Origin of the sequence: Janthinobacterium svalbardense, from assembly GCF_002327145.1 — a bacterium.
Lineage (GTDB): Bacteria > Pseudomonadota > Gammaproteobacteria > Burkholderiales > Burkholderiaceae_D > Janthinobacterium > Janthinobacterium tructae.
Genome location: NZ_CP023422.1, coordinates 6,239,170 through 6,261,300 on the forward strand (window position 1 = coordinate 6,239,170; position 22,131 = coordinate 6,261,300).

Genomic DNA, 22,131 nt, shown 5'->3' on the forward strand with positions numbered 1-22,131 from the left:
AACATGGCCTGTTACGGCCGTGCTTCCTTCACCCCATATTTCTCAAAGATGGCTTTCAATTCGCCGCTGGCCGCCATCTCGTTCATGGCTGCCTGCAGCAACTTGCCCACGTCTAGCTGCTGGCGGCTGACGGCCAGGCCCACGGCCCAGCCGGCACGCGGCAAGCGGGCGAACGCCACTTCGCTCAAGGGGAAAGCGCGATCACTTTTCAGCACCGATTCGATTTCCGAACGATTCGCCAGCACGGCGTCGAGCTTGCCCGCCTGCAATTGCTGCAAGGCTTCGGCCGCCGTGTCGAAGATACGCACGTCGTCACGGTACTTGCCATTGTCTTCACCCAGCATCAGCATGGCCGCGATCGAGACCTTTTCCACGCCGATGCGCTTGCCGGCCAGCGAAGCGACGCCATCGAATTGCGGCACAGCTTGCGCGCTGCGCGCCAGGCGCACCGTTTCCACGTAGTACGGCGCAAAGATCTCGACCTTGTCGTTATCGGCCATCAACTTCTTGTCGACTGGCACATGCAGCATCACGTCGGCGGGACCATAACCGAGGTAATGGCCCTTCCACACCATATTGCGCAAATCGTCGTTCAGGTTTTCGCCGGCGGGAAATGGCAGCAAGCTCAGTTTCAAACCCAGCTTTTTGGCTAGCGCTTCGGCAATATCGATATCGATGCCCGCCCCCTTGTCGGAAAACGGCGCGAACTCGTTATACACAGCCACTTTCAGGCTGCCCGACTGCTGCACTTTCTGCCAGTCGGCACGCGCCGGCGCGGCTGCGCACAGCGCCAGGCAAGCGAGCGAGATCATCGCGCGCGCGCCCGGGAGTTGGAATGAACGCATGGGACTCCTTCTTGATCAGTTCGACTTAGTTGGCTTCGCGGCGGGTTTCCAGATAGGTCTTGATGGCCCACATGGCTTCCTGGTTGAACACGCCCTCGAACGGCGGCATGTACACGGCGCCATTGCGTACTTTACCGTGGCGGATGGTCGCCAGGAAATAATTGTCAGTTTCCTTGTAGCAAGCTTGTTTCTTTGTCTCATTTTTGATGCCGAAGCAATCGCGATCGAGCTGGCGCAAGTCCGGCGCAATACCGCCCGAGATGGCTTCGATGCCGTGGCAACGCGCGCAATTCTGGTTGTAAGCGGAAGTGCCCACCGTCAGGGCCAGCTTGTTGCCCCGATACGGGTTTTGCTCGAGCCACTTGTCGCCCACCTTGGGCAAGCCCGTGGTGTCGACGCCTTGCGGCGTGACATTGCCGTGCGCATAGGCATGCGGCAAGGTCAACAGGGAAGTGAGGGCGACGGCGCCGGCGGCTGCCACGCCGAGCAGGGTGCGAATGGAATAGGTCATGCTGGTCTCCTTGGTTTTTTAGTGAATATCCAAGAAGAGCAAATGCCATGCCATGCCTACATGCCCCACATCCGGCCGCCCATGTATCAATTTGGAACAGCTGCAACACCTATTTGTGTTACCGCGCGCGTCAGGCGGCGGCGTCGAACAGCATGTCCGGTGCAGGCCGCACGCTGTATGCCGTCTCGCGTGCCGCGAAAGCCAACCCGAATGATGCGGACAGGCTCAAGAAATTCCTTTGCGCGGCACCGGCGACACCGGGGGCAGACCCAGGCCCCGGCAAATATCCAGACGAAAAAAAACCCGACCATTGCTGATCGGGTTTTTCTCAAGGAGAAACAGCCGGGGGCTGTTTCACCAAATAACAAGCCTGACGATAACCTACTTTCACACTGGTTGCAGCACTATCATCGGCGCAAAGTTGTTTCACGGTCCTGTTCGGGATGGGAAGGGGTGGGACCAACTTGCTATGGTCATCAGGCATAACTTGTACTGGCATTTGTCCTCAGTGGAGCGACAAAGCCTGAATCTGGAAGAAGCAAAGATTGGGTAATGAATCGTAGTATCAACAAACGCACAACGTTGTACCGTCTTATCCTCTGTACCTGCTAAGGTTATAGGGACAAGCCGTACGGGCAATTAGTACTGGTTAGCTTAATGCATTACTGCACTTCCACACCCAGCCTATCAACGTCCTGGTCTCGAACGACCCTTCAAAGAGCTCAAGGCTCTGGGAAATCTCATCTCAAGGCAAGTTTCCCGCTTAGATGCTTTCAGCGGTTATCTCTTCCGTATTTAGCTACCCGGCAATGCCACTGGCGTGACAACCGGTACACCAGAGATACGTCCACTCCGGTCCTCTCGTACTAGGAGCAGCCCCCTTCAAATTTCCAACGCCCACGGCAGATAGGGACCAAACTGTCTCACGACGTTTTAAACCCAGCTCACGTACCACTTTAAATGGCGAACAGCCATACCCTTGGGACCGGCTACAGCCCCAGGATGTGATGAGCCGACATCGAGGTGCCAAACTCCCCCGTCGATATGAACTCTTGGGAGGAATCAGCCTGTTATCCCCAGAGTACCTTTTATCCGTTGAGCGATGGCCCTTCCATACAGAACCACCGGATCACTATGTCCTACTTTCGTACCTGCTCGACTTGTCAGTCTCGCAGTTAAGCACGCTTATGCCATTGCACTATCAACACGATGTCCGACCGTATCTAGCGTACCTTCGAACTCCTCCGTTACACTTTAGGAGGAGACCGCCCCAGTCAAACTGCCTACCATGCACTGTCCCCGATCCGGATAACGGACCAAGGTTAGAACCTCAAACAAACCAGGGTGGTATTTCAAGGTTGGCTCCACGAGAACTAGCGTCCCCGCTTCAAAGCCTCCCACCTATCCTACACAGATTGGTTCAAAGTCCAATGCAAAGCTACAGTAAAGGTTCATGGGGTCTTTCCGTCTAGCCGCGGGTAGATTGCATCATCACAAACATTTCAACTTCGCTGAGTCTCGGGAGGAGACAGTGTGGCCATCGTTACGCCATTCGTGCAGGTCGGAACTTACCCGACAAGGAATTTCGCTACCTTAGGACCGTTATAGTTACGGCCGCCGTTTACTGGGACTTCAATCAAGAGCTTGCACCCCATCATTTAATCTTCCAGCACCGGGCAGGCGTCACACCCTATACGTCCACTTTCGTGTTTGCAGAGTGCTGTGTTTTTATTAAACAGTCGCAGCCACCAGTTTATTGCAACCCTTTCACCCTCATGGAGTAAACCAATCAAGCTACCGGGGCGTACCTTTTCCCGAAGTTACGGTACCAATTTGCCGAGTTCCTTCTCCCGAGTTCTCTCAAGCGCCTTAGAATACTCATCTCGCCCACCTGTGTCGGTTTGCGGTACGGTCTCGTATGACTGAAGCTTAGAGGCTTTTCTTGGAACCACTTCCGATTGCTTCGTGCACAAGTGCACTCGTCTCAACCCCTTGAATTGCGCACCCGGATTTGCCTAAGTGCCTTCTATGAGCCAAAAACCAACTATTCCAACAGTTGGACAACCTTCCGCGATCCGTCCCCCCATCGCATCATACGACGGTGCAGGAATATTAACCTGCTTCCCATCAGCTACGCATCTCTGCCTCGCCTTAGGGGCCGACTCACCCTGCTCCGATGAACGTTGAACAGGAAACCTTGGGCTTACGGCGTGGAGGCTTTTCACCCCCATTATCGCTACTCATGTCAGCATTCGCACTTCTGATACCTCCAGCATCCTTTACAAGACACCTTCGCAGGCTTACAGAACGCTCTCCTACCATATATATCTGTGATAAATCACAGAACAATATCCGCAGCTTCGGTGACTGGCTTAGCCCCGTTACATCTTCCGCGCAGGACGACTCGATCAGTGAGCTATTACGCTTTCTTTAAATGATGGCTGCTTCTAAGCCAACATCCTGACTGTTTTAGCCTTCCCACTTCGTTTTCCACTTAGCCAATCTTTGGGACCTTAGCTGGCGGTCTGGGTTGTTTCCCTCTTGACGCCGGACGTTAGCACCCGACGTCTGTCTCCCAAGCTCGCACTCATCGGTATTCGGAGTTTGCAATGGTTTGGTAAGTCGCAATGACCCCCTAGCCATAACAGTGCTCTACCCCCGATGGTGATACTTGAGGCACTACCTAAATAGTTTTCGGAGAGAACCAGCTATTTCCAAGTTTGTTTAGCCTTTCACCCCTACCCACAGCTCATCCCCTAATTTTTCAACATTAGTGGGTTCGGACCTCCAGGGCGTGTTACCGCACCTTCATCCTGGCCATGAGTAGATCACTTGGTTTCGGGTCTACACCCAGCGACTGATCGCCCTATTCGGACTCGATTTCTCTACGGCTTCCCTATGCGGTTAACCTTGCCACTGAATGTAAGTCGCTGACCCATTATACAAAAGGTACGCAGTCACGGAACAAGTCCGCTCCTACTGTTTGTATGCACACGGTTTCAGGATCTATTTCACTCCCCTTCCGGGGTTCTTTTCGCCTTTCCCTCACGGTACTGGTTCACTATCGGTCGATTACGAGTATTTAGCCTTGGAGGATGGTCCCCCCATATTCAGACAGGATGTCACGTGTCCCGCCCTACTTGTCGTACGCTTAGTATCACCGGTCCAATTTCACATACGGGGCTATCACCCACTATGGCTCCCATTTCCAGGGGATTCTGTTATCGGTCCGACTATCACGTACAGGCTCTTCCCATTTCGCTCGCCGCTACTTTGGGAATCTCGGTTGATTTCTTTTCCTGCAGCTACTTAGATGTTTCAGTTCGCCGCGTTCGCCTTGCATACCTATGTATTCAGTATGCAATACCCTAAAAGGGTGGGTTGCCCCATTCGGAAATCTGCGGATCAAAGTGTGTTTGCTCACTCCCCGCAGCTTATCGCAAGCTACTACGTCCTTCATCGCCTGTAATCGCCAAGGCATCCACCATGTGCACTTATTCGCTTGTCCCTATAACGTTAGCCTCTCATCATTTACATAATGAAAGAGCGCTACAGGGATAAGAAAGTACAACGTTGTTGCTTGTTTGTTGATACATACAATCATTACCCATCAAGTCGCCTCATGCATTGCTGCACGCATAGACTTGATCAATAAATAATCTTTACTTCTTCCAGATTGTTAAAGAACGAAACAGCTTTGATCGCTAAAAGATCAAATCTAAACCCAGCACCAAGGTAGCGTGGCTTACATTTGTACTTTCGAGTAAAACGTGGTGGAGGATGACGGGATCGAACCGACGACCCCCTGCTTGCAAAGCAGGTGCTCTCCCAGCTGAGCTAATCCCCCAGGATATTTCTACGACTCGGGTCTTGCTGGTAGGGCTGGTTGGACTCGAACCAACGACCCCCGCGTTATCAACACGGTGCTCTAACCAGCTGAGCTACAGCCCCAACGCGGAACTACTACGACTACTGTTTCTTCTTAATTAAACAGCCGATAAGTGTGAACATTTGATGCGTGAATCATTACTGATTCGTGCAAACTCTAGAAAGGAGGTGATCCAGCCGCACCTTCCGATACGGCTACCTTGTTACGACTTCACCCCAGTCACGAATCCTACCGTGGTAAGCGCCCTCCTTGCGGTTAAGCTACCTACTTCTGGTAAAACCCGCTCCCATGGTGTGACGGGCGGTGTGTACAAGACCCGGGAACGTATTCACCGCGACATGCTGATCCGCGATTACTAGCGATTCCAACTTCATGCAGTCGAGTTGCAGACTACAATCCGGACTACGATACACTTTCTGCGATTAGCTCCCCCTCGCGGGTTGGCGGCGCTCTGTATGTACCATTGTATGACGTGTGAAGCCCTACCCATAAGGGCCATGAGGACTTGACGTCATCCCCACCTTCCTCCGGTTTGTCACCGGCAGTCTCATTAGAGTGCCCTTTCGTAGCAACTAATGACAAGGGTTGCGCTCGTTGCGGGACTTAACCCAACATCTCACGACACGAGCTGACGACAGCCATGCAGCACCTGTGTACTGGTTCTCTTTCGAGCACTCCCTGATCTCTCAAGGATTCCAGCCATGTCAAGGGTAGGTAAGGTTTTTCGCGTTGCATCGAATTAATCCACATCATCCACCGCTTGTGCGGGTCCCCGTCAATTCCTTTGAGTTTTAATCTTGCGACCGTACTCCCCAGGCGGTCTACTTCACGCGTTAGCTGCGTTACCAAGTCAATTAAGACCCGACAACTAGTAGACATCGTTTAGGGCGTGGACTACCAGGGTATCTAATCCTGTTTGCTCCCCACGCTTTCGTGCATGAGCGTCAATCTTGACCCAGGGGGCTGCCTTCGCCATCGGTGTTCCTCCACATATCTACGCATTTCACTGCTACACGTGGAATTCTACCCCCCTCTGCCAGATTCTAGCCTTGCAGTCTCCAATGCAATTCCCAGGTTGAGCCCGGGGATTTCACATCAGACTTACAAAACCGCCTGCGCACGCTTTACGCCCAGTAATTCCGATTAACGCTTGCACCCTACGTATTACCGCGGCTGCTGGCACGTAGTTAGCCGGTGCTTATTCTTCAGGTACCGTCATTAGCAAAAGATATTAGCTTTCACCGTTTCTTCCCTGACAAAAGAGCTTTACAACCCGAAGGCCTTCTTCACTCACGCGGCATTGCTGGATCAGGCTTTCGCCCATTGTCCAAAATTCCCCACTGCTGCCTCCCGTAGGAGTCTGGACCGTGTCTCAGTTCCAGTGTGGCTGGTCGTCCTCTCAGACCAGCTACTGATCGATGCCTTGGTAGGCTTTTACCCTACCAACTAGCTAATCAGATATCGGCCGCTCCACGAGCATGAGGTCTTGCGATCCCCCACTTTCATCCTTAGATCGTATGCGGTATTAGCGTAACTTTCGCTACGTTATCCCCCACTCTAGGGTACGTTCCGATATATTACTCACCCGTTCGCCACTCGCCACCAGAGCAAGCTCCGTGCTGCCGTTCGACTTGCATGTGTAAGGCATGCCGCCAGCGTTCAATCTGAGCCAGGATCAAACTCTTCAGTTTAATCTCTGTTACTTTGCCATTTTATTGGCACCGTCTTGCGACGGGTCGCTCACTCAAAAAACTGACAGGCCACTACTTGCGTAGCGCCTATTTCATTATTTCTTGTGAACATTTGATATTTTAAGTTAGGCGCCAATCCGAAGATTGACGCTGCACTTACATCAAATGCCCACACTTATCGACTGTTAATTGTTAAAGAACTGTATTCGGTGCTACTTTCGCGCTATCGACAAAGCGTTGTGTTTGTCAGCTGCGAAGAAGGAAGAGTATGAAGCTTTTTCAGCATTTCGTCAACCTTCTTTTTTACCCGCTTCACTCAGCATTTGCATGCATCGTTCAGCGAGGGGGCGAATTATAGCCCTGCCCCGCACACCCTGCAAGGGCTATTTGCGGCCATTTTTATGGCAAGACAAACGATTTCACCAAGGTCAGCTCGCCGGCGGCCCGCATCGGCACCTGGAAGCTCTGCAGCTTTTCACGCGGCGTGCCTTCATTGGTGATGACCGACAGGCGGGCAACGGTCAGCATGGAGGTGTTCTCGCCGCTGCCGTAGTAATTGACATAGGCGTGATAGTTGCCCTTCAGGGGCGCGGCACTAGAAAAGATTTCCGGGCCATAGCCGGTAGTCACGTCCACATCCAGCGCGCCACCATCTTTCAAGACGCGATTGCCATACCAGGCGTGACCACCGTCCGGCGTGACCACATGCAGATCGAGGTCGGTGCCGGGGCTGTCCCAGGACAGCACTATACGCAAGCGCGCCTGCGTCTTGCCCTGGTAGCTGTCTACAAACTGGGTGCGTGCGCGGCTCCTGCCATCGGGCGAACGCACTTCCACGCTGTTCGAGCCGCTGCCGAAGCCATACGGCCGCCCATAGCTGCCGTCTTCGCCCACTTCCATCGGCATCGCCACGCCGTTGACCACCAGGGTGGCGGGCTTGCCCTTGATAGCGCCGGCAATACGCCCCCTTATCTGCGCCGTCTCGGCCTGGCCCGGCTGCAGGTTGACCGACGCGGCGGGGTAATTGACCGCCTGCGTGTATTCCTCAGTTGCACCGGCCGAATTGCGCCAGCCGCTCCTGGGGGCGTCGATGGTGACCTGGGCCTGCGCCCACAATGGCAGCAGCAACAGGGAGCACAAAGGGTAAAGAGGTAGTGTCTTCATCGTCTCAATACTTGAAAGTCTTGACCAGCGTAAGTTCGCCGATACCGCGCAAGGGCACGACAAACTCCTCGCGCCGCTCGCGCGCCGTGTTTTCGTTGAATACCAGCGTAATGCGGCTGGTAATGACGGGCCGCTGGCGCGTGTTCTCGTCGAAATGATAGCCGTCACCGCTGAAATTGCCCCAGTAATTGATCCATACCTGGTACAGCCCGCGCATCGGCGACGTCATCATGAAATTTTCCGGTCCTGGGCCGTCGACGGTATCGGCATCGAGCCCGCCACCGTTGCTCAGGGCCGGGTGCGACCAGAATGCATGCTGGCCATCGGGCGTGACCACATGCAGGTCGACCTCGGCCTGACTGTCGTCCCAGGCGGCGATAATCCGGATCATGGGCTGCGGCCGGCTGCGGTCCGCCTCATAAAACTGCACGCGCTTGGCCGGCTTGCCGTCGGGCGAGCGGATCTCGATGCTGTTCGAGCCGGAGCCGAAAGAATAGGCGCGCGCGTAGCGGCCATCATCGTCCGTGTACAGCGGCGTCGGATTGCCATTGACCACCAACTTGTGGACAGGCCGGTTTTTTCCCGCCTTCTCAAGCTCGCCGCGTATCATGCGCCGGCCACTCTGCGCGCCACGATCGATCAGCGAGTAGGGATAATTGACCGCCAGCTCATCGGACTTGTCCGTCAATCCCGCGCGGTTCCAGCCGCCGACGGGGGCGGTCATGCTCTTGTCCGCGGCCTGCACACAAGGCCCGGCCAGGGCCAGCACAGCTGCGCCCGCGATCGGGACGAATACATTCATATCGCCTCCAGGTTAAGGTCGACCAACCGGCGGGCCAGCCGCTCGACATATTCTTCGTCCTGACCGCGCGGATGACGGCGCAGGCCAAGGTGCAAGTATTCATGGGCCAAGGTGATGCGATCTTCGCGCGTGGCAAGCGGCCGCATGAAGATGCGGTTACGCGACTGCTCCGAATACGGCGCGCCGCTGGACAGGGCACAGACCAGCGGCGCTTGCGGCGGTGCTTCGTAACCGGCCTCGCGCAGCAGCACGCGCTGCCAGCGCGGCACGGAGCGCGCCAGCCAATCCTCGTTCTGCGCCAGGCGACGGCAGCGCGCGCCGGTGTTGCCAAAGGTGCTCAGCGCGCCGCCGGGATAGGCCGCCGCCAGCAATTCATCATAGTGCTTGCCCTGTTTCGCTTGCCGCACCGCCTCGCTCCACGCCATCGTGCCCTCGGATGGCAAGGTGCTGTGATAGCGCACGGTGACGCCATCGACGATCAACTGGTCGGTCCAGCGCGCAATGGCCAGCGCCGCCGGCGTGGCGGGGCTGGGGCTGACGCGCTGAGTTGCGCTGCTGTCGGCGATCTGCTGGCAGCCCGCCACGGTCACGGCGTTCTGCTGCAGATACGTGCGCGCGGCGATTGCCAGCGCCTTGGCCGCTTCCGGCTCGCCAGCATTCGCTTCGCGGTCGAGCACGCGCGCCACATATTCATTGACGCCGAAGCGGCCGCGCAACTGCGGGCGGCCGCCCTTCTCTTGCAGCAGCATCAGCTCACCGCTGCTGCGCAAGGCGATGTTCTGGCCATTCTCGAATTGCACATGGTAGCGGCCATTCAGCGGGCCAGCTGCGGCTATGCCACGCTCGCCGCGCACGGCACGAATGGGATAACGCTTGAAGTAATCGACCACCACGCAGCCGCCATCGTCGGCCGCGCCCATTTTCGGCAAGCTGGCGGCCAGCCTGGGCGCCCACTGCTCAAAGACATTGCTGCTGCCGCCCGCGCCGCCAAACCAGATCGGCGTGCCATCGGCCAGCCAGCCGGCCGCGCCGCCTGTCCTTTCGCCGGCGCCGCCCTTTTTCTGTTCGTGCCAGGAATACGTCTTGACGCGCAGCTGGCTGCCGAACCAGCGCGCAGTGCCAAAGCCGCGTCCATCCAGCACCACGCGCAGCAGCGCAGCCTCGGCGTCCACGCGGCTGGCGGCCGGGATGCTGTCCAGCGCGCGCAGCAAGCTGTCCAGGCGCACCATGCGCTTTGGTGCCAGCTGCGCGGGATTGGCCAGCCAGGCAAAGTCGCCAGCCGGTACGCTACCCAGGCGGCCGGTCCAGTACTGGCGCCATGAAGCCGGCGCGATCATCAACCGCCTGGGCGAAAAAAATGGACCGCAGGACTGTGCCAGTGCCGCGTCATGGCCGATGCTCTGCCCCGCATCGCAGCAATATACCTCTTCCGGATCGCGGCCGCCGCAGCGGTAGTCCGGCATCGCCACCTTGTTATCCGTCGCATACACATACACGAACAACTTCCACAGGCTGGCCAGCGGCACTTGCCGTGTGCCGTCAAACGGCAGCGGCGCCGTGCCGCCCTGACGCAGCTGGCGCACCTCCATCTTGCCGTCGCGCCACCAGGCCACATCCAATGAAGCCGACCAGGCAGGCATGGCCAGCAGCGTGGCAAGCATCAATGCTGGACGTGCAAAGCCCATCACTCGACCTTCAGCGCGCGCATGGTCTTGCCGCCGCCCTCGAAGGCTTTCTGCTCGGGCTGGTACATGCGGTAAAAGCGCGCCGGCGGCAACACATAACTGCCCTTCTGCGCGAAGCGCAGCAAATGGCGCACCGTCACCTCGCCGGCCAAAGGCTCGACCGGCACGGCATAGCCGTCGCGGCGCTCCGTGTGGCGTGCACGTTCCAGCGCGGCCGGCTTGTCGCCCGCCATGAGCATGCCCCAGGTGGTCGATTCGACCATGGCGCCTGGCGGCAGCGCCACTTCCAGCAAACCAAAGCGGTGCTGCGCGCCCGGTGCCGCTTTCAAGGTGATTTCATCGAGGTACAGCGCGTCCGTACTGAGCGCCTCGCCCGGCTTGACCAGTTCCGTCGTATAGCCGCCCTTGCCCGCCTTCATGCGCAGGATGCGACGTTCGACGGCGACCGGCAAGGTCTGCGCTTCGGCCGCGTGACTGTCGTACTGCAGCACGGCCACCGTGCCTGCAGGCGCGGGCGCAGCGAGACGCAGTTTGTCAGGCAAGCCCTTGGCGTCAAGCCAGCGCCAGAGCGGCTGGCCACTGCGGCTTTCGCGCTTTTGCCAGGCGCCGTCCAGCGCCACGGCAGGTCCCTTGCCGAACGATGCGCCACCCAGCTTCTTTTGCACCCACAGCAACGTCATCGCGCGGTCGAGGGTCGGCATTTCGGCGCGCACGCTGGCCAGCACCGCATCGGCCTGCGATGGGGGCACTTCGCCAGCCAGCATCAGCAAGGCCTGCGCCACCGGCGCTTTCGATTCGCGCAAGACTTGCCAGCCGCTGGCCACTTGCAGCTGCAGCCCATGCGGCAAGGCGATGGCATTCTGGCTGGCGACCAGCGCCACCAGACCCAGCGCCATCGCTTGCGCCTCGCGGTCAGAGGCGCCGCCCAGCAGCAGGCTGCCGCTGTCGCCCGCCTGGCGCGGTTTGCCGCCCAGGACGGCGATGGCGCTGTCGTCCACCAGGCCGGCTGCCAGCGTCTGCGTGGGCAGGCCCATCTCGCGCGCCATCCACAACACCAGCGCGCGGTCGCCCATCGCATCCTTCAAGCCATGTTCGCTGTAGACGGCCAGCAGCTTGTTCCAGTGCTCGGGCGGCAACTCGATGTGCAGCGCGCGCGCCGCGTACCAGTCCGCGTAATAGGCGTAGGCCGTCATCAAGGCATTGCCGGCCGTGGCGTTACCCCACCAGCCGAAGACAGCGTTCGGACCAGCCATGGAGACCAGGCGCAGGCGCTGCGCCGTGAGTAGCGTTTGCAGGCGTTCGCTTGCCGCGCCGGTGTCCGGCCCCAGGCTTTGCGTGGCCAGCGCCAGCGGAATCAAACGGCTCGCCGTCTGTTCCACGCAGCCATACGGATAGTCGATCAAGTCGTCGGCAATGCGCGCGAACTGGCTGGCCGCGCCTTGCGCGAACGCCACGCGGATATTGCGCGCGTCCGCCGGCAGCTTGAGTGGAGTCTCAGCAGTGGCGCCATCGAGCGGCAGCATCAGCGAGCGCGGGCTGCTCCAGGCGGCGGGCAAGGTTTGCATGGCCGTCTCTAACGCGTCGACCACTTTGCCATTCTGTTTTAACTCCAGACGCAGCGGCCCGGTAGCGGCAGCAGCGAGCGGAAATTCAAGGTAATTGACACCCGGTTTGGCGGACAGTTTTTCCGTCTTCGCTTGCGTGCTGCCTGCGCCGCCCGACAAGGTGACGTCGAGCACCTGTTCCTTGCCCGTCTGGTTGAACACGGCCACCGAGGCACGCGGCGCATCGCCGGCGCGCATCCAGTCGGGCGCCGTCCACTTGGCATAGAAGTTCTTGTCCGACCGCAGATAGGCAGTGCGCTGGCCGACGCGACCTTGGCTATCCATCGCGCGGCCGGTGATCCGCCAGCGGGTCAGCGCGTCGGGCATGGTAAAGCTCACGCGTGCGTTGCCATTCGCATCGGTCTTCAGCGATGGCGCCCAGAAAGCCGTGTCGATATTGTCGCGGCGCGGACGTTCCAGCACCTTGACGCCGCGCTCGTTGTAGTTGTGGCGCGCGGGGGCACCGGCAGTACGGCCCTGCGCCATATCGTAGCTGATGAAAGACAGGCTGGCCGTGGTGCGCACGTTGTTGCGGCGCGGATGGTAGAAGAAGTCGCCGATGTCCGGCGCGATTTCCGGCTGCAGCACATAGATCATTTCATCGACCACGCCCAGCGCCAGCATGGTGCTCAGGGGTTTGCCGTCCAGCGTCGCCTTGACGTCCAGGGTCACCTTCTCGCCCGGCTGGTAGACCTCCTTGTCGCTCTTGAACTGCAGCGCGATACGTGGCTCGATCACTTGCAGGCCGGCGTTCTCGAAGACGAAATCGCCATTGCGCGTGTAGGCCACCGAGAACGTCATGTTCGGGCCATGCTCTTCTTTTACCGGGATGCGCACCCTCCACTGCCGCGGCGCCACGCGCTTCGCCTGATACCAGTCCGCGGCGCCGGCCATCAAGCCATGGTGTTCCACCTTGTCGCGTTCTAACGTGAACAGCGCCTGGTCGACCTTGTCGGAGAAGGTGATCAAGGCTTCGGCCGTGTCGCCCGGACGATAGCGGGCGCGGTCCAGCACGATCTCGATGCTGCCCGGCGTCGTCTGCACGCCATCGCCGGCGACCCAGTGGCTGGCGGCGGCCAGCAGGTTGCCGCGTTCGTCGCGCAGCGCCAGCTGATACGAGCCCGAGGCCGGGAATGTCACATCCCAGCCCTTGGCGTTCGGATCGAACGCGCCCTCGGTCTTGCTCTGTTTTTCCAGCTGCACCATCTGCCAGCGCACGGGCTTGGCCGCGCCCTGGCCATCGGCCACCAGATCGAAATGCACGGCCTGGCCCGGATCGGAAAACTGGCGCGTGGCCTTCAACTGGTAGCTGCTGCTGGAGCGTTCTATCATCAGCTCGCGCGTCGCCTTGACGCGGTAGGCCGCGCCATCGGTCGCCAGCACGGTCAAGATGTAGCGCGAGGGATCGGCGGCGGGCGGCAAAGTGAAGTCCACATTGCCGCTGCCATCACTCGTCACTTCCTCGGTTTTCAGGGACACCGGGAACAGGCCGCTGTAACGCAGCTCGCCCTCGACCATGGTGTTTTGCTGGCCGCGCAGCGACAGGGTCATCTTCGCATTTTTCACCGGTTTGCCATCCGGGTAGCGCAGCGCGATGCTGCCCTTGACCACCTCGCCCGTCTTGAATTCCGGTTTCGATGGCTGGACGTTGATTTCAAAGTGCGGCTTGATATATTCGGCCACGCGGAAGGCCGCGCCATATACGCCATCCTTGTAATTGAAGCGCAGTTCATAGCCGCCAGCCGTCGCCTCGGCAGGCAGGCGGAAGCGCGTGTCGGCGCCCGTGTCACCGGACAGCTGCAGCGTTTGCGTCAGCAGCGGTGTGCCGTTCGGATTGAGCACGGTGAGACTGACAGGCGCGCTGGCCGCGGCCTGCGATGCGCGCGCCGACGTAAATTCACGGCCCAGGAACTTGACGTTAACTTCATCGCCGGGCCGGTACAGGGGCCGGTCGGTCACCGCATAAATCTTGGTGTTATAGATTTCGCTGTCATAGTAAAAATTCTCGGACACGAACACGCCGCCGGCGCGGTCCTGGCCCAGCACATACGTATGTTCGGGACTGCCGCGCTCGAGCGACGCGACACCGTCGGCACCGGTGACCGCTGACTGCAGCACGCCGGTGCCGTCGGTCCACGCCACGCTGGCGCCGGCCACGGCGGCGCTGTTGTCGCGCCGCGCCGTCCAGACCAGCATCTGGCCGGACGATACCTTGGTCACCGCCACCGTATCCGACACGAACACCAGGGTGGTGGCGCGGTGCTCGCCGATGATCGCTTCGACCAGGTACAAGCCCGGCTTGCGCTTGCCCAGCGGAATCATCACATTGCCGGCGCCGGCGACGATGAAGTCGCTGCTCGATCCATCGAGCTTGACGCCCTTCGGCGGTACGATGGCCTTGGCCTGCCAGATCGGATAGCGGAAGCTGTCAACCAGCTCCATGCCCTTGATCGGTTTGTACTGCGGATGGTTGGCGAACACGGTCGGCCGGCGGATGGCGTCATTCGTGGCCAGCTGCGGCTGTTCCTTCGTTACCGCGCGGCGCGCCTCGCCGGAAAACAGCTTGCGCCAGGCCAGGCGCGACTGCTTCCACCAGCTATCCCACAGAAAGCTCAAGGTGTTGGCCAGGCCTTCGCCCTGGTAATTGCCCTCCACCTGGATGCGGTGCAGATTGCGCTGTTTTTTCAGGAATTCCATCGGCTCGGGCACGCGGTAGACGACGATGTCAGCGCCGGAATACGCTTCCAGGTTCATGCGTCCCATGTCGCGGCCCGGCACTTCCAGACGCACGCGCGCTTCATCAAGACTGCCGTAACTGGCGTCCGACAGCAGGAAGAAGGGCTCACCCTTGAAGGTGGCGTAGTTGCTGGACTCGCGTTCCTGCGCGGAGGCGCCGCCAATGAGCACCAGCGCCAGCAAGCTGGCAAATAGCAGCTTCATGAGAAAAATAGGCTTCATGACAGGAACGCCAGCCGGAATACCCCGGCGAAATTCGGATTGTTGACCACAGGTTGCCACCGCGTGTCCTTCCAGCTCGTGAGTTCTTTGATATCGACGGTCCGCAGACCATTGTCGTCGGGGGTGACGGTGCCCGTGTGGTAAGCGATGCGCGCCCCCATCCAGACCATCAGGTGCTGTTCGTCGCCCTGGTCGAAAAACAGCAGGTCGCCGGGTAGCGCCTGGCTGATTTCGCGGGCGATGAAACGGCTGTTGTGCTGCACCAGCGCCAGCGCCGTGACGAAGTGGCCGACCTTGCCGCCCGTCTGTATCCAGCGGTTGCGCAAGGCGGCCTGCTTCGCGTCCAGTTCCAGCTCGGGCGGCAGGCGCCGGTCGCTGGCGATGCCGTTCGCGCGCAGCCACTTCGCGTCATGCACGGTAAGCGCCTCGTTGACGGCAAAGCGCACCAGGCCGGCGCAATCGCGGTGTGTCCAGCGCGGCGACGGTCCCCGTTCGATCTGCGCGTTGACGATGCGCAGCATCCAGGCCTGGAAGGCGCGGCTCTGCTCCTGCGACAGCTGCACTTGCGGCTCGGCGGCCGCGCGCAGGGCCCACGCGGGCATTGCCACGGTGGCAGCGCACACCGCCAGCCAGCGCAAGGCGGCACGGCGCGCATGCCACGCCGTCATCGCCCAGTCTCCTGCCAGTCCAGCGTTTCCCATGACGTGCCACTCGCCGGCAAGCGCTTGAGCACCATGCGCAGCGGCGGATATTTTTTCAAGGCGTTCAGGCGCGGCACCAAGTGTTCGTTGGCGGCTGCGCGCAGTACCGGTTCGTTATTCGCCGGCAGGGTATCGAAGGCTTCCAGCTGGATCAGCCGGGCCAGCGATGCCGGCGCGATCAGGCCGATGGTGCGGGAAGCGTCTGGCAGCAGGTCGCTGGCGGCCGGCGCCTGCTTGCGGCGCACGGCCAGCACCTGGTCCACCAGCTTGCCGTCAGCAGAGAAGACAACAGTATTGCCGGCCACGGCCAGCGCCGGCGTGGATTGGCCCAGGGCCGTGGCGACGCTGCGCTCCCAACGCGTGGTGCCATCTTTACCTGTCGTTTTGCGCACGGGATCCTTGCCGCCGATGGCCGCCTCGAACAGGCTGCCATAGATATTGACAACTGCGGCATCATCACCAGCCTGCGGTTTGCGGGTGGCCACAAAAACCGGCGTATGCAGGCGCGAAGTGCCGTACCAGCACGCGGCAGCGGGCCCTTGCAAGTGCTGGGCCAGCGGCACCACCGGTTCCGATGTCTTGCTGCCCAGGCGCTTGAGCACGGGCTGCAGCGCGGTCCAGTCGACCGGCACGCTGAAGCAGGCACTGGGATGATGCGGCAGCTGCGGCCACAGGGCGCTGCTGTCGTAGCCGCCGTTCTTTAACTTGTCGGCATTGAGCAGCACCTTCGATTGCCAGGCGCCCTGTTGAAAATCGAAACGCAGCGCTTCGAGCGCGCCAAAGAAGGGCTGGTAGCCGAACGACAGGAAGTCCGCCTTGACGGCGATGCTGTGACCCTCGGGCGCGGCGTTATCGAGATGGAACTGCGCATGAAAAACGTGCTGTTTGGCCGGCTCCGGCGCCAGCAGGCTGGCCACGGTTTTCTCGGCCGTGCCATCGCCATGCTTGCCATCACCGCCGCCATACAGCATGCCGGGATGCGACAGGATGACCAGGCGCTGGCCGTGCGCAGCAAACAGCAAGGTGCGCTGCCAGGCGTAATTGAGCGCGTAGACGGGCACGCTGTCGCCATCGACGCGCAAACTGCCGGCCACGCGCATTTGCGTATCCTTCAAGGCGACCTTGCCCGCTTCCTCGAGCAAACGCGTCAACTGGCTGCGCGACACGGCGATGGCGAAATGCTTGAGCGAGCCGTCTGCGTCGCGCCACAAGGCCACTTCCGCCGGCTGGTCCAGCACCATGCGCAGCAGCTGGTCGCCCCAGCCCAGTTCATGTTCGTAGGCGATGCGGCGCAAGCTGCCCTTGAGCCCCAGCCGGTCTTCGCTTTGCTCGTAATAGAACAGGAAATCCTCGCGCAGCACGTCGCGCGCCAGCGGCACCGTCAGCAGGTCGCGCGGCAAGGCCGACAGGCTTTTCGTCCGGACCAGCGCGTCGGGCCTGGACAAATCCAGCTTCAGGCCGTTGACCGGTCCCATCGTGCCCCAGCCAAAAGCGCGGTAGCCGACCAGCGCAGCCGCCACCAGCGCCACGCCAGCAAGTGAGCCGAGCAGGACCTTGTTATTGAGTACTTTTTTCACCAGCACCGTGTATCCCCTGTTGCCCTGCCGAAGCATTGCCAAGTTAGTAATTATTGACAAATGGTAACATGGCATTTGTGGCCGCAGCGCACCGGTGACGCGACAGCGTAAAATAGCGGTTTCGCCGTTTCCATCGCTGCCATGACCATCCTGCTCTCCACCCTGAATGCCCGCTACACCCACGCTTCGCTGGGATTGCGCTATCTGCTGGCCAATATGGGGCCGCTGCAAGCGCAGACGCGGCTGCAGGAATTCGTCATCGGCACCAAGACAACAGAACTGGTCGAGCGCATCCTCGTCAACAAGCCGCGCATCATCGGTTTTGGCGTATATATATGGAACGTCGAGGAAACCACCAAACTGGTGGCCATGCTCAAGCGCGTGGCGCCCGACGTCATCATCGTGCTGGGCGGGCCGGAAGTGTCGCACGAGGCGGGTGAGCAAGAGATCGTCAAGCTGGCCGACTACCTGATCACGGGCTGGGGCGACGTCACCTTCCCCAAGCTGTGCGGCGAGATCCTCCACGGGCCGAAACCGCTGATGAAGATCCATGCCGGCGTGCAAGCGCCGCTGGCGGAACTGCAACTGCCCTACTCTCTATATACAGACGACGATATCCGCCACCGCACGATTTACGTGGAAGCGTCGCGCGGCTGCCCGTTCAAGTGCGAATTTTGCCTGTCGGCGCTGGACAAGACGGCCTGGCCCTTCGCGCTGGAGAACTTCCTGGCGGAGATGGAGTCCTTGCATGCGCGCGGTGCGCGCCTGTTCAAGTTCGTCGACCGCACCTTCAACCTGAACATCAAGACCAGCCTGAAGATCATGCAGTTCTTTCTGGACAAGATCGAAGCCAATCCGGACGACCCGATCTATGCCCACTTCGAACTGGTGCCCGACCACCTGCCCGACGCCCTCAAAGAAGGCATCAGCAAATTCCCGCCCGGCGCGCTGCAGTTCGAGATCGGCATCCAGAGTTTCAATCCGGACGTGCAGGCGCTGGTCAGCCGCAAGCAGGACAATCAAAAGGCGGCCGACAACATCCGCTGGCTGTGCGAAGAATCGAACGCCCACTTGCACGTGGACTTGATCGCCGGCTTGCCGGGCGAGGATGAAGCGAGCTTTGCGGCCGGCTTCAACAAACTGGTGGCATTGAAACCGCATGAAATCCAGTTCGGTATCTTGAAGCGGCTGCGTGGCACGCCCATCATCCGCCACACGGAGCATTACGGCATGGTGTTCGACCCGCACCCGCCCTACACCATCCTGGCGAATACGCAGCTCGATTTCATGAGCATGCAGCGCCTGGTGCGCTTCGCCCGCTACTGGGATCTGGTGGCCAACTCGGGCCGCTTCGCCAATACGGTGCAATGGATGCTGGGCGAGTCGCCGTTTGAAAACTTCATGGACTTTTCGAACTGGCTGTACGCCCACACAGACGCCACGCACCGCATCGCCATGGAACGCCTGGCCAAGCTGGTGGCGCAATGGCTGCAGACGCGCGGCATGAGCGCGGTCGAGGCCAATGCTCTCGTGGCCAGCGACTATGCGGGCGGCGCACAAGCGGCAAACCACGCCAAAACCAGCGACCAGCCGAAGGCCCACCTGGAGGCGGCAATACCGCAGCGGCAGGCGCGCCATCTGGCCTCCTGAAAGCGTGACGATTGAACATCGGTGGCGGTCTGCGCCATTCTCCCTTAAACTGGCACGATGCCGACTGTACAATCGCCGAAACTGACCCTCTCCCAGACCAGCTCCCAACAGGGAGCCCTTGTCACTGCCAGCGGCACCTGGCAGGTGCACACGCTCGCGCATGACAATGCCATCAAGGCCATCGACGCCCAGCTCAAGCCCTTGCAGGGTGACGCGAATGCCAGCTGGGATCTGTCACAGATCGACAGCATGGACCATATCGGCGCCCAGCTGTTCTGGAATGCCTGGGGCAAGCAGCGCCCCGCGCAGCTGACCCTGGCGCCGTCGCAGGAAGAGTTTTTCCGGCGCATCGAAGAGACGGGCCCCCTGGAGACGCCGCCTTCGCGTGCCAACCGCCTCACGCCCGTGATGAAACTGGGCATGACCATCCTGCTGTTTTTCGAACATTTGAAGGGGTTTATTGCCCTGGTCGGCCAGGTGACGCAGGATATCGGCCGCTTCGCGCGCCACCCGATGCGCGGACCATGGCGTGAAATTTCCGCCAATATCTTCCATGCGGGCTTCCAGGCGCTGGGCATCACGGCCCTGGTCGGCTTTCTGATCGGCGTCGTGCTGTCCTATCTGTCGGCGCAGCAGCTGCGCGCCTTTGGCGGCGACATTTATCTGGTCAACCTGCTGGGCATGAGCGTCATCCGCGAACTGGGGCCGCTATTGGCGGCCATCCTGGTGGCCGGCCGCTCGGGTTCGTCCATCACGGCCCAGCTGGGCGTCATGCGCGTCACGGAAGAGCTCGACGCCATGCTGGTGATGGGCATTTCGCACGGTTTCCGCCTGATCATGCCGAAAGTGCTGGCCCTGGCCATTTCCATGCCCCTGCTCGTTATCTGGACGGATACGGCCGCGCTGATTGGCGGCATGGTGGCGGCCAAGGTGGAATTGAATCTGTCGGCGCGCTACTTCATCCAGAAGCTGCCGGACGCCGTGCCGCTGGCCAATTACATGATCGGCCTGGGCAAGGGCGTGATTTTCGGCATGCTGATCGCCCTCGTCTCCTGCCACTTCGGCCTGCGCATCAAGGCCAACACGGAAAGCCTGGGGCACGGCACCACCACCGCCGTCGTCACGGCCATCACCGTGGTGATCCTGGCCGACGCCGTGTTCGCCATCGTCTTCAATGGAGTGGGCTACTGATGGCGGACGACACCGATATCGCTTGTGGCACGGGCAAGGACGGCCAGTTCAACCTGCATGGCAGCGCGCCCGTGGTGGAAATCACCAACCTGTGGACCAAGTTCGGCCGCACCGTCGTGCACCAGGACTTGAACCTGGAAATCGAGCGGGGCGAAATCCTGTCCATCGTGGGCGGCTCCGGCACGGGCAAGACGGTGCTGCTGCGCCAGATGCTGGGCCTGGAACATCCGGCACGGGGCTGCGTCAAAGTCTTTGGCGAAGATATCAACAAAGCAAGTTCGGACCAGTTGCAGCAATTGCGCAACCATTGGGGCATGCTGTTCCAGCAAGGCGCCCTGTATTCGGCCCTGACCGTGTTCGACAACGTGGCGCAACCGATGCGCGAATTGCGCGTACTGCCCGAGGCGCTGGTGCACGACGCGGTATTATTGAAGATGAACATGGTGGGACTGGGTCCGGAACATGCGCTGAAAATGCCGTCGGACTTGTCGGGCGGCATGATCAAGCGCGTGGCCCTGGCGCGCGCCCTGGCGCTGGAACCGAAGCTGCTGTTCCTCGACGAACCAACGGCGGGCCTGGACCCGGATCTGTCGGAAAGTTTTGTCGCCCTGATCCAGTCGCTGCACCGCGAGCTGGGCTTGACGGTGGTGATGGTCACGCATGACCTCGACACCCTGTTCGCCCTGTCCACGCGCATCGCCGTGCTGGCGGAAAAACACGTGATCGCCATCGGCCCCACGCGCGAGGTGATCGAAGTGGACCACCCGTTCATCAAGCAATTTTTCCTCGGCGACCGCGGCAAGCGCGCACTGGCCGTCCTCGATGAAAAACAGGCGGCGGCAGGCAAGGCGGCGCAGCCAGGCGACGATGCCGGCACAGACAAGAAAGCGGAGAAGTAATGGAAAACAGATCACATGCCCTGATGACGGGATTTTTTACACTCACCTTGCTGGTGGCGGCCATTCTGTTCGGCGTCTGGTTCAACCGCGACCGCGTGGAAAGAGTGCCGTATTTGCTCGCCACCACCCTGTCCGTGCCAGGCCTGAACCCGCAGGCGACCGTGCGCTACCGGGGCCTGGAAGTGGGCAAGGTCGACGCCATCGATTTCGACACGCAAAAGGCGGGGCAAATCCTCGTGCACATCAGCGTGGCGCCGGACACCCCCGTCACCGACACCACCTTTGCCAGCCTCGGTTACCAGGGCGTGACGGGCATCGCCTACATCCAGCTCGACGACGAGCACGTGGGTTCGAAATTGCTGGGCACCAGCAAGGACAAGCCATCGCTGATTCCCCTGCGCGCGGGCTTGCTGGACCAGCTGGAAAAGCGTGGCAAGCGCATCCTCGACCAGGCCGAGCAGATCACCAACAAGGTGAATAATCTGCTCAGCCCCGACAACCAGGCCGCCATGCTGGGCGCCTTCAATGAAGTGGGCAAGGCAGCCAAGGCCTTTGGCGCCATTCCGCAGCAACTGGAGCCGACCCTGACGCAATTGCCGCAACTGACGGAGCAAACACGCCAAACCTTGACGGCCGTCAGCACGGCCAGCAAGAACGTGTCGGATTTGACGGCCACCTGGAAAAAGCTGGGCAACGACATCCAGGCGCCCGGCGGCGTGCTCGACAAGGTCAATGGCACGGTCGACCGGGTCGGCAATTCGGTGGAAACGGTGGCCAACGGCGTGTCGCTGGAAGTCTTGCCGCAGGTAATCGAGCTGAGCGGCGAGGCGCGTTCCTCCATGCGCGCCCTGAAAACCACCATGAGCACGCTCAATGAACAGCCGCAGAGCATCTTGTTCGGCGCCCCAGACATCCCGCCCGGCCCGGGCGAGCCCGGTTTTTCGGCACCGGGCAAATAAGGAGA

General features: G+C 60.3%; 12 protein-coding genes, 2 tRNA genes and 3 rRNA genes. 4 read left to right on the forward strand and 13 right to left on the reverse strand.

Annotated elements, in window-relative coordinates; all coding sequences use genetic code 11:
* Window positions 1-11 precede the first annotated feature (11 nt).
* The 13 genes from CNX70_RS27755 to CNX70_RS27820 form a co-directional block, all read right to left on the reverse strand.
* Window positions 12-845, reverse strand: coding sequence for a substrate-binding periplasmic protein (locus tag CNX70_RS27755; RefSeq protein WP_244198981.1), 834 nt, complete (start codon window positions 843-845; stop codon window positions 12-14).
* 25 nt (window positions 846-870) lie between these two features.
* The gene (gene pedF, locus CNX70_RS27760; protein WP_096238179.1) at window positions 871-1,356 is read right to left on the reverse strand and encodes a cytochrome c-550 PedF; all 486 of its coding nucleotides are present in this window, start codon (window positions 1,354-1,356) and stop codon (window positions 871-873) included.
* Between the two features lie 368 nt (window positions 1,357-1,724).
* Window positions 1,725-1,837, reverse strand: a 5S ribosomal RNA gene (rrf, locus tag CNX70_RS27770).
* Window positions 1,838-1,974: 137 nt separating this feature from the next.
* Window positions 1,975-4,864, reverse strand: a 23S ribosomal RNA gene (locus CNX70_RS27775).
* Between the two features lie 263 nt (window positions 4,865-5,127).
* Window positions 5,128-5,203, reverse strand: a tRNA-Ala gene (locus tag CNX70_RS27780).
* A gap of 27 nt (window positions 5,204-5,230) precedes the next feature.
* Window positions 5,231-5,307: transfer RNA gene (locus CNX70_RS27785), tRNA-Ile, on the reverse strand.
* Window positions 5,308-5,405: 98 nt separating this feature from the next.
* A 16S ribosomal RNA gene (locus CNX70_RS27790) occupies window positions 5,406-6,936 on the reverse strand.
* The 16S, 23S and 5S rRNA genes sit together here with 2 tRNA genes alongside, the layout of an rRNA operon.
* A gap of 399 nt (window positions 6,937-7,335) precedes the next feature.
* A complete protein-coding gene (locus CNX70_RS27795; protein WP_096238181.1) occupies window positions 7,336-8,100 on the reverse strand; it encodes a YfaP family protein in 765 nt (254 codons plus the stop codon).
* Window positions 8,101-8,104: 4 nt separating this feature from the next.
* A complete protein-coding gene (locus CNX70_RS27800) occupies window positions 8,105-8,902 on the reverse strand; it encodes a YfaP family protein (RefSeq protein ID WP_096238182.1) in 798 nt (265 codons plus the stop codon).
* A complete protein-coding gene (locus CNX70_RS27805; RefSeq protein ID WP_167389731.1) occupies window positions 8,899-10,563 on the reverse strand; it encodes a DUF2300 domain-containing protein in 1,665 nt (554 codons plus the stop codon). The genes CNX70_RS27800 and CNX70_RS27805 overlap by 4 nt, the downstream gene beginning before the upstream one ends.
* A gap of 23 nt (window positions 10,564-10,586) precedes the next feature.
* Window positions 10,587-15,149 carry an alpha-2-macroglobulin family protein gene (locus tag CNX70_RS27810; protein WP_096238184.1) on the reverse strand — a complete coding sequence of 1,521 codons (4,563 nt, stop codon included), beginning with the start codon at window positions 15,147-15,149 and terminating at the stop codon, window positions 10,587-10,589.
* Window positions 15,146-15,817: a DUF1175 family protein gene (locus CNX70_RS27815; RefSeq protein WP_096238185.1), complete on the reverse strand. Its 672-nt coding sequence runs from the start codon at window positions 15,815-15,817 to the stop codon at window positions 15,146-15,148. Before CNX70_RS27815 ends, CNX70_RS27810 begins: the two co-directional genes overlap by 4 nt.
* Window positions 15,814-17,427 carry a DUF2138 family protein gene (locus CNX70_RS27820; protein WP_157751322.1) on the reverse strand — a complete coding sequence of 538 codons (1,614 nt, stop codon included), beginning with the start codon at window positions 17,425-17,427 and terminating at the stop codon, window positions 15,814-15,816. Before CNX70_RS27820 ends, CNX70_RS27815 begins: the two co-directional genes overlap by 4 nt.
* A gap of 141 nt (window positions 17,428-17,568) precedes the next feature.
* On the opposite strand from CNX70_RS27820, the gene CNX70_RS27825 reads away from it, so the two are divergent.
* Genes CNX70_RS27825 through CNX70_RS27840 form a run of 4 tightly spaced genes read left to right on the forward strand, consistent with a single transcriptional unit; the run spans window position 17,569 to window position 22,126 of the window.
* Window positions 17,569-19,077 carry a B12-binding domain-containing radical SAM protein gene (locus CNX70_RS27825; RefSeq protein ID WP_096238187.1) on the forward strand — a complete coding sequence of 503 codons (1,509 nt, stop codon included), beginning with the start codon at window positions 17,569-17,571 and terminating at the stop codon, window positions 19,075-19,077.
* 57 nt (window positions 19,078-19,134) lie between these two features.
* A complete protein-coding gene (locus tag CNX70_RS27830; protein ID WP_096238188.1) occupies window positions 19,135-20,268 on the forward strand; it encodes an MlaE family ABC transporter permease in 1,134 nt (377 codons plus the stop codon).
* A complete protein-coding gene (locus CNX70_RS27835) occupies window positions 20,268-21,167 on the forward strand; it encodes an ABC transporter ATP-binding protein (protein ID WP_071075116.1) in 900 nt (299 codons plus the stop codon). The genes CNX70_RS27830 and CNX70_RS27835 overlap by 1 nt, the downstream gene beginning before the upstream one ends.
* Window positions 21,167-22,126 (forward strand): MlaD family protein, encoded by a 960-nt coding sequence (locus CNX70_RS27840; RefSeq protein WP_096238189.1) that lies wholly within the window; start codon window positions 21,167-21,169, stop codon window positions 22,124-22,126. The genes CNX70_RS27835 and CNX70_RS27840 overlap by 1 nt, the downstream gene beginning before the upstream one ends.
* Window positions 22,127-22,131 lie beyond the last annotated feature (5 nt).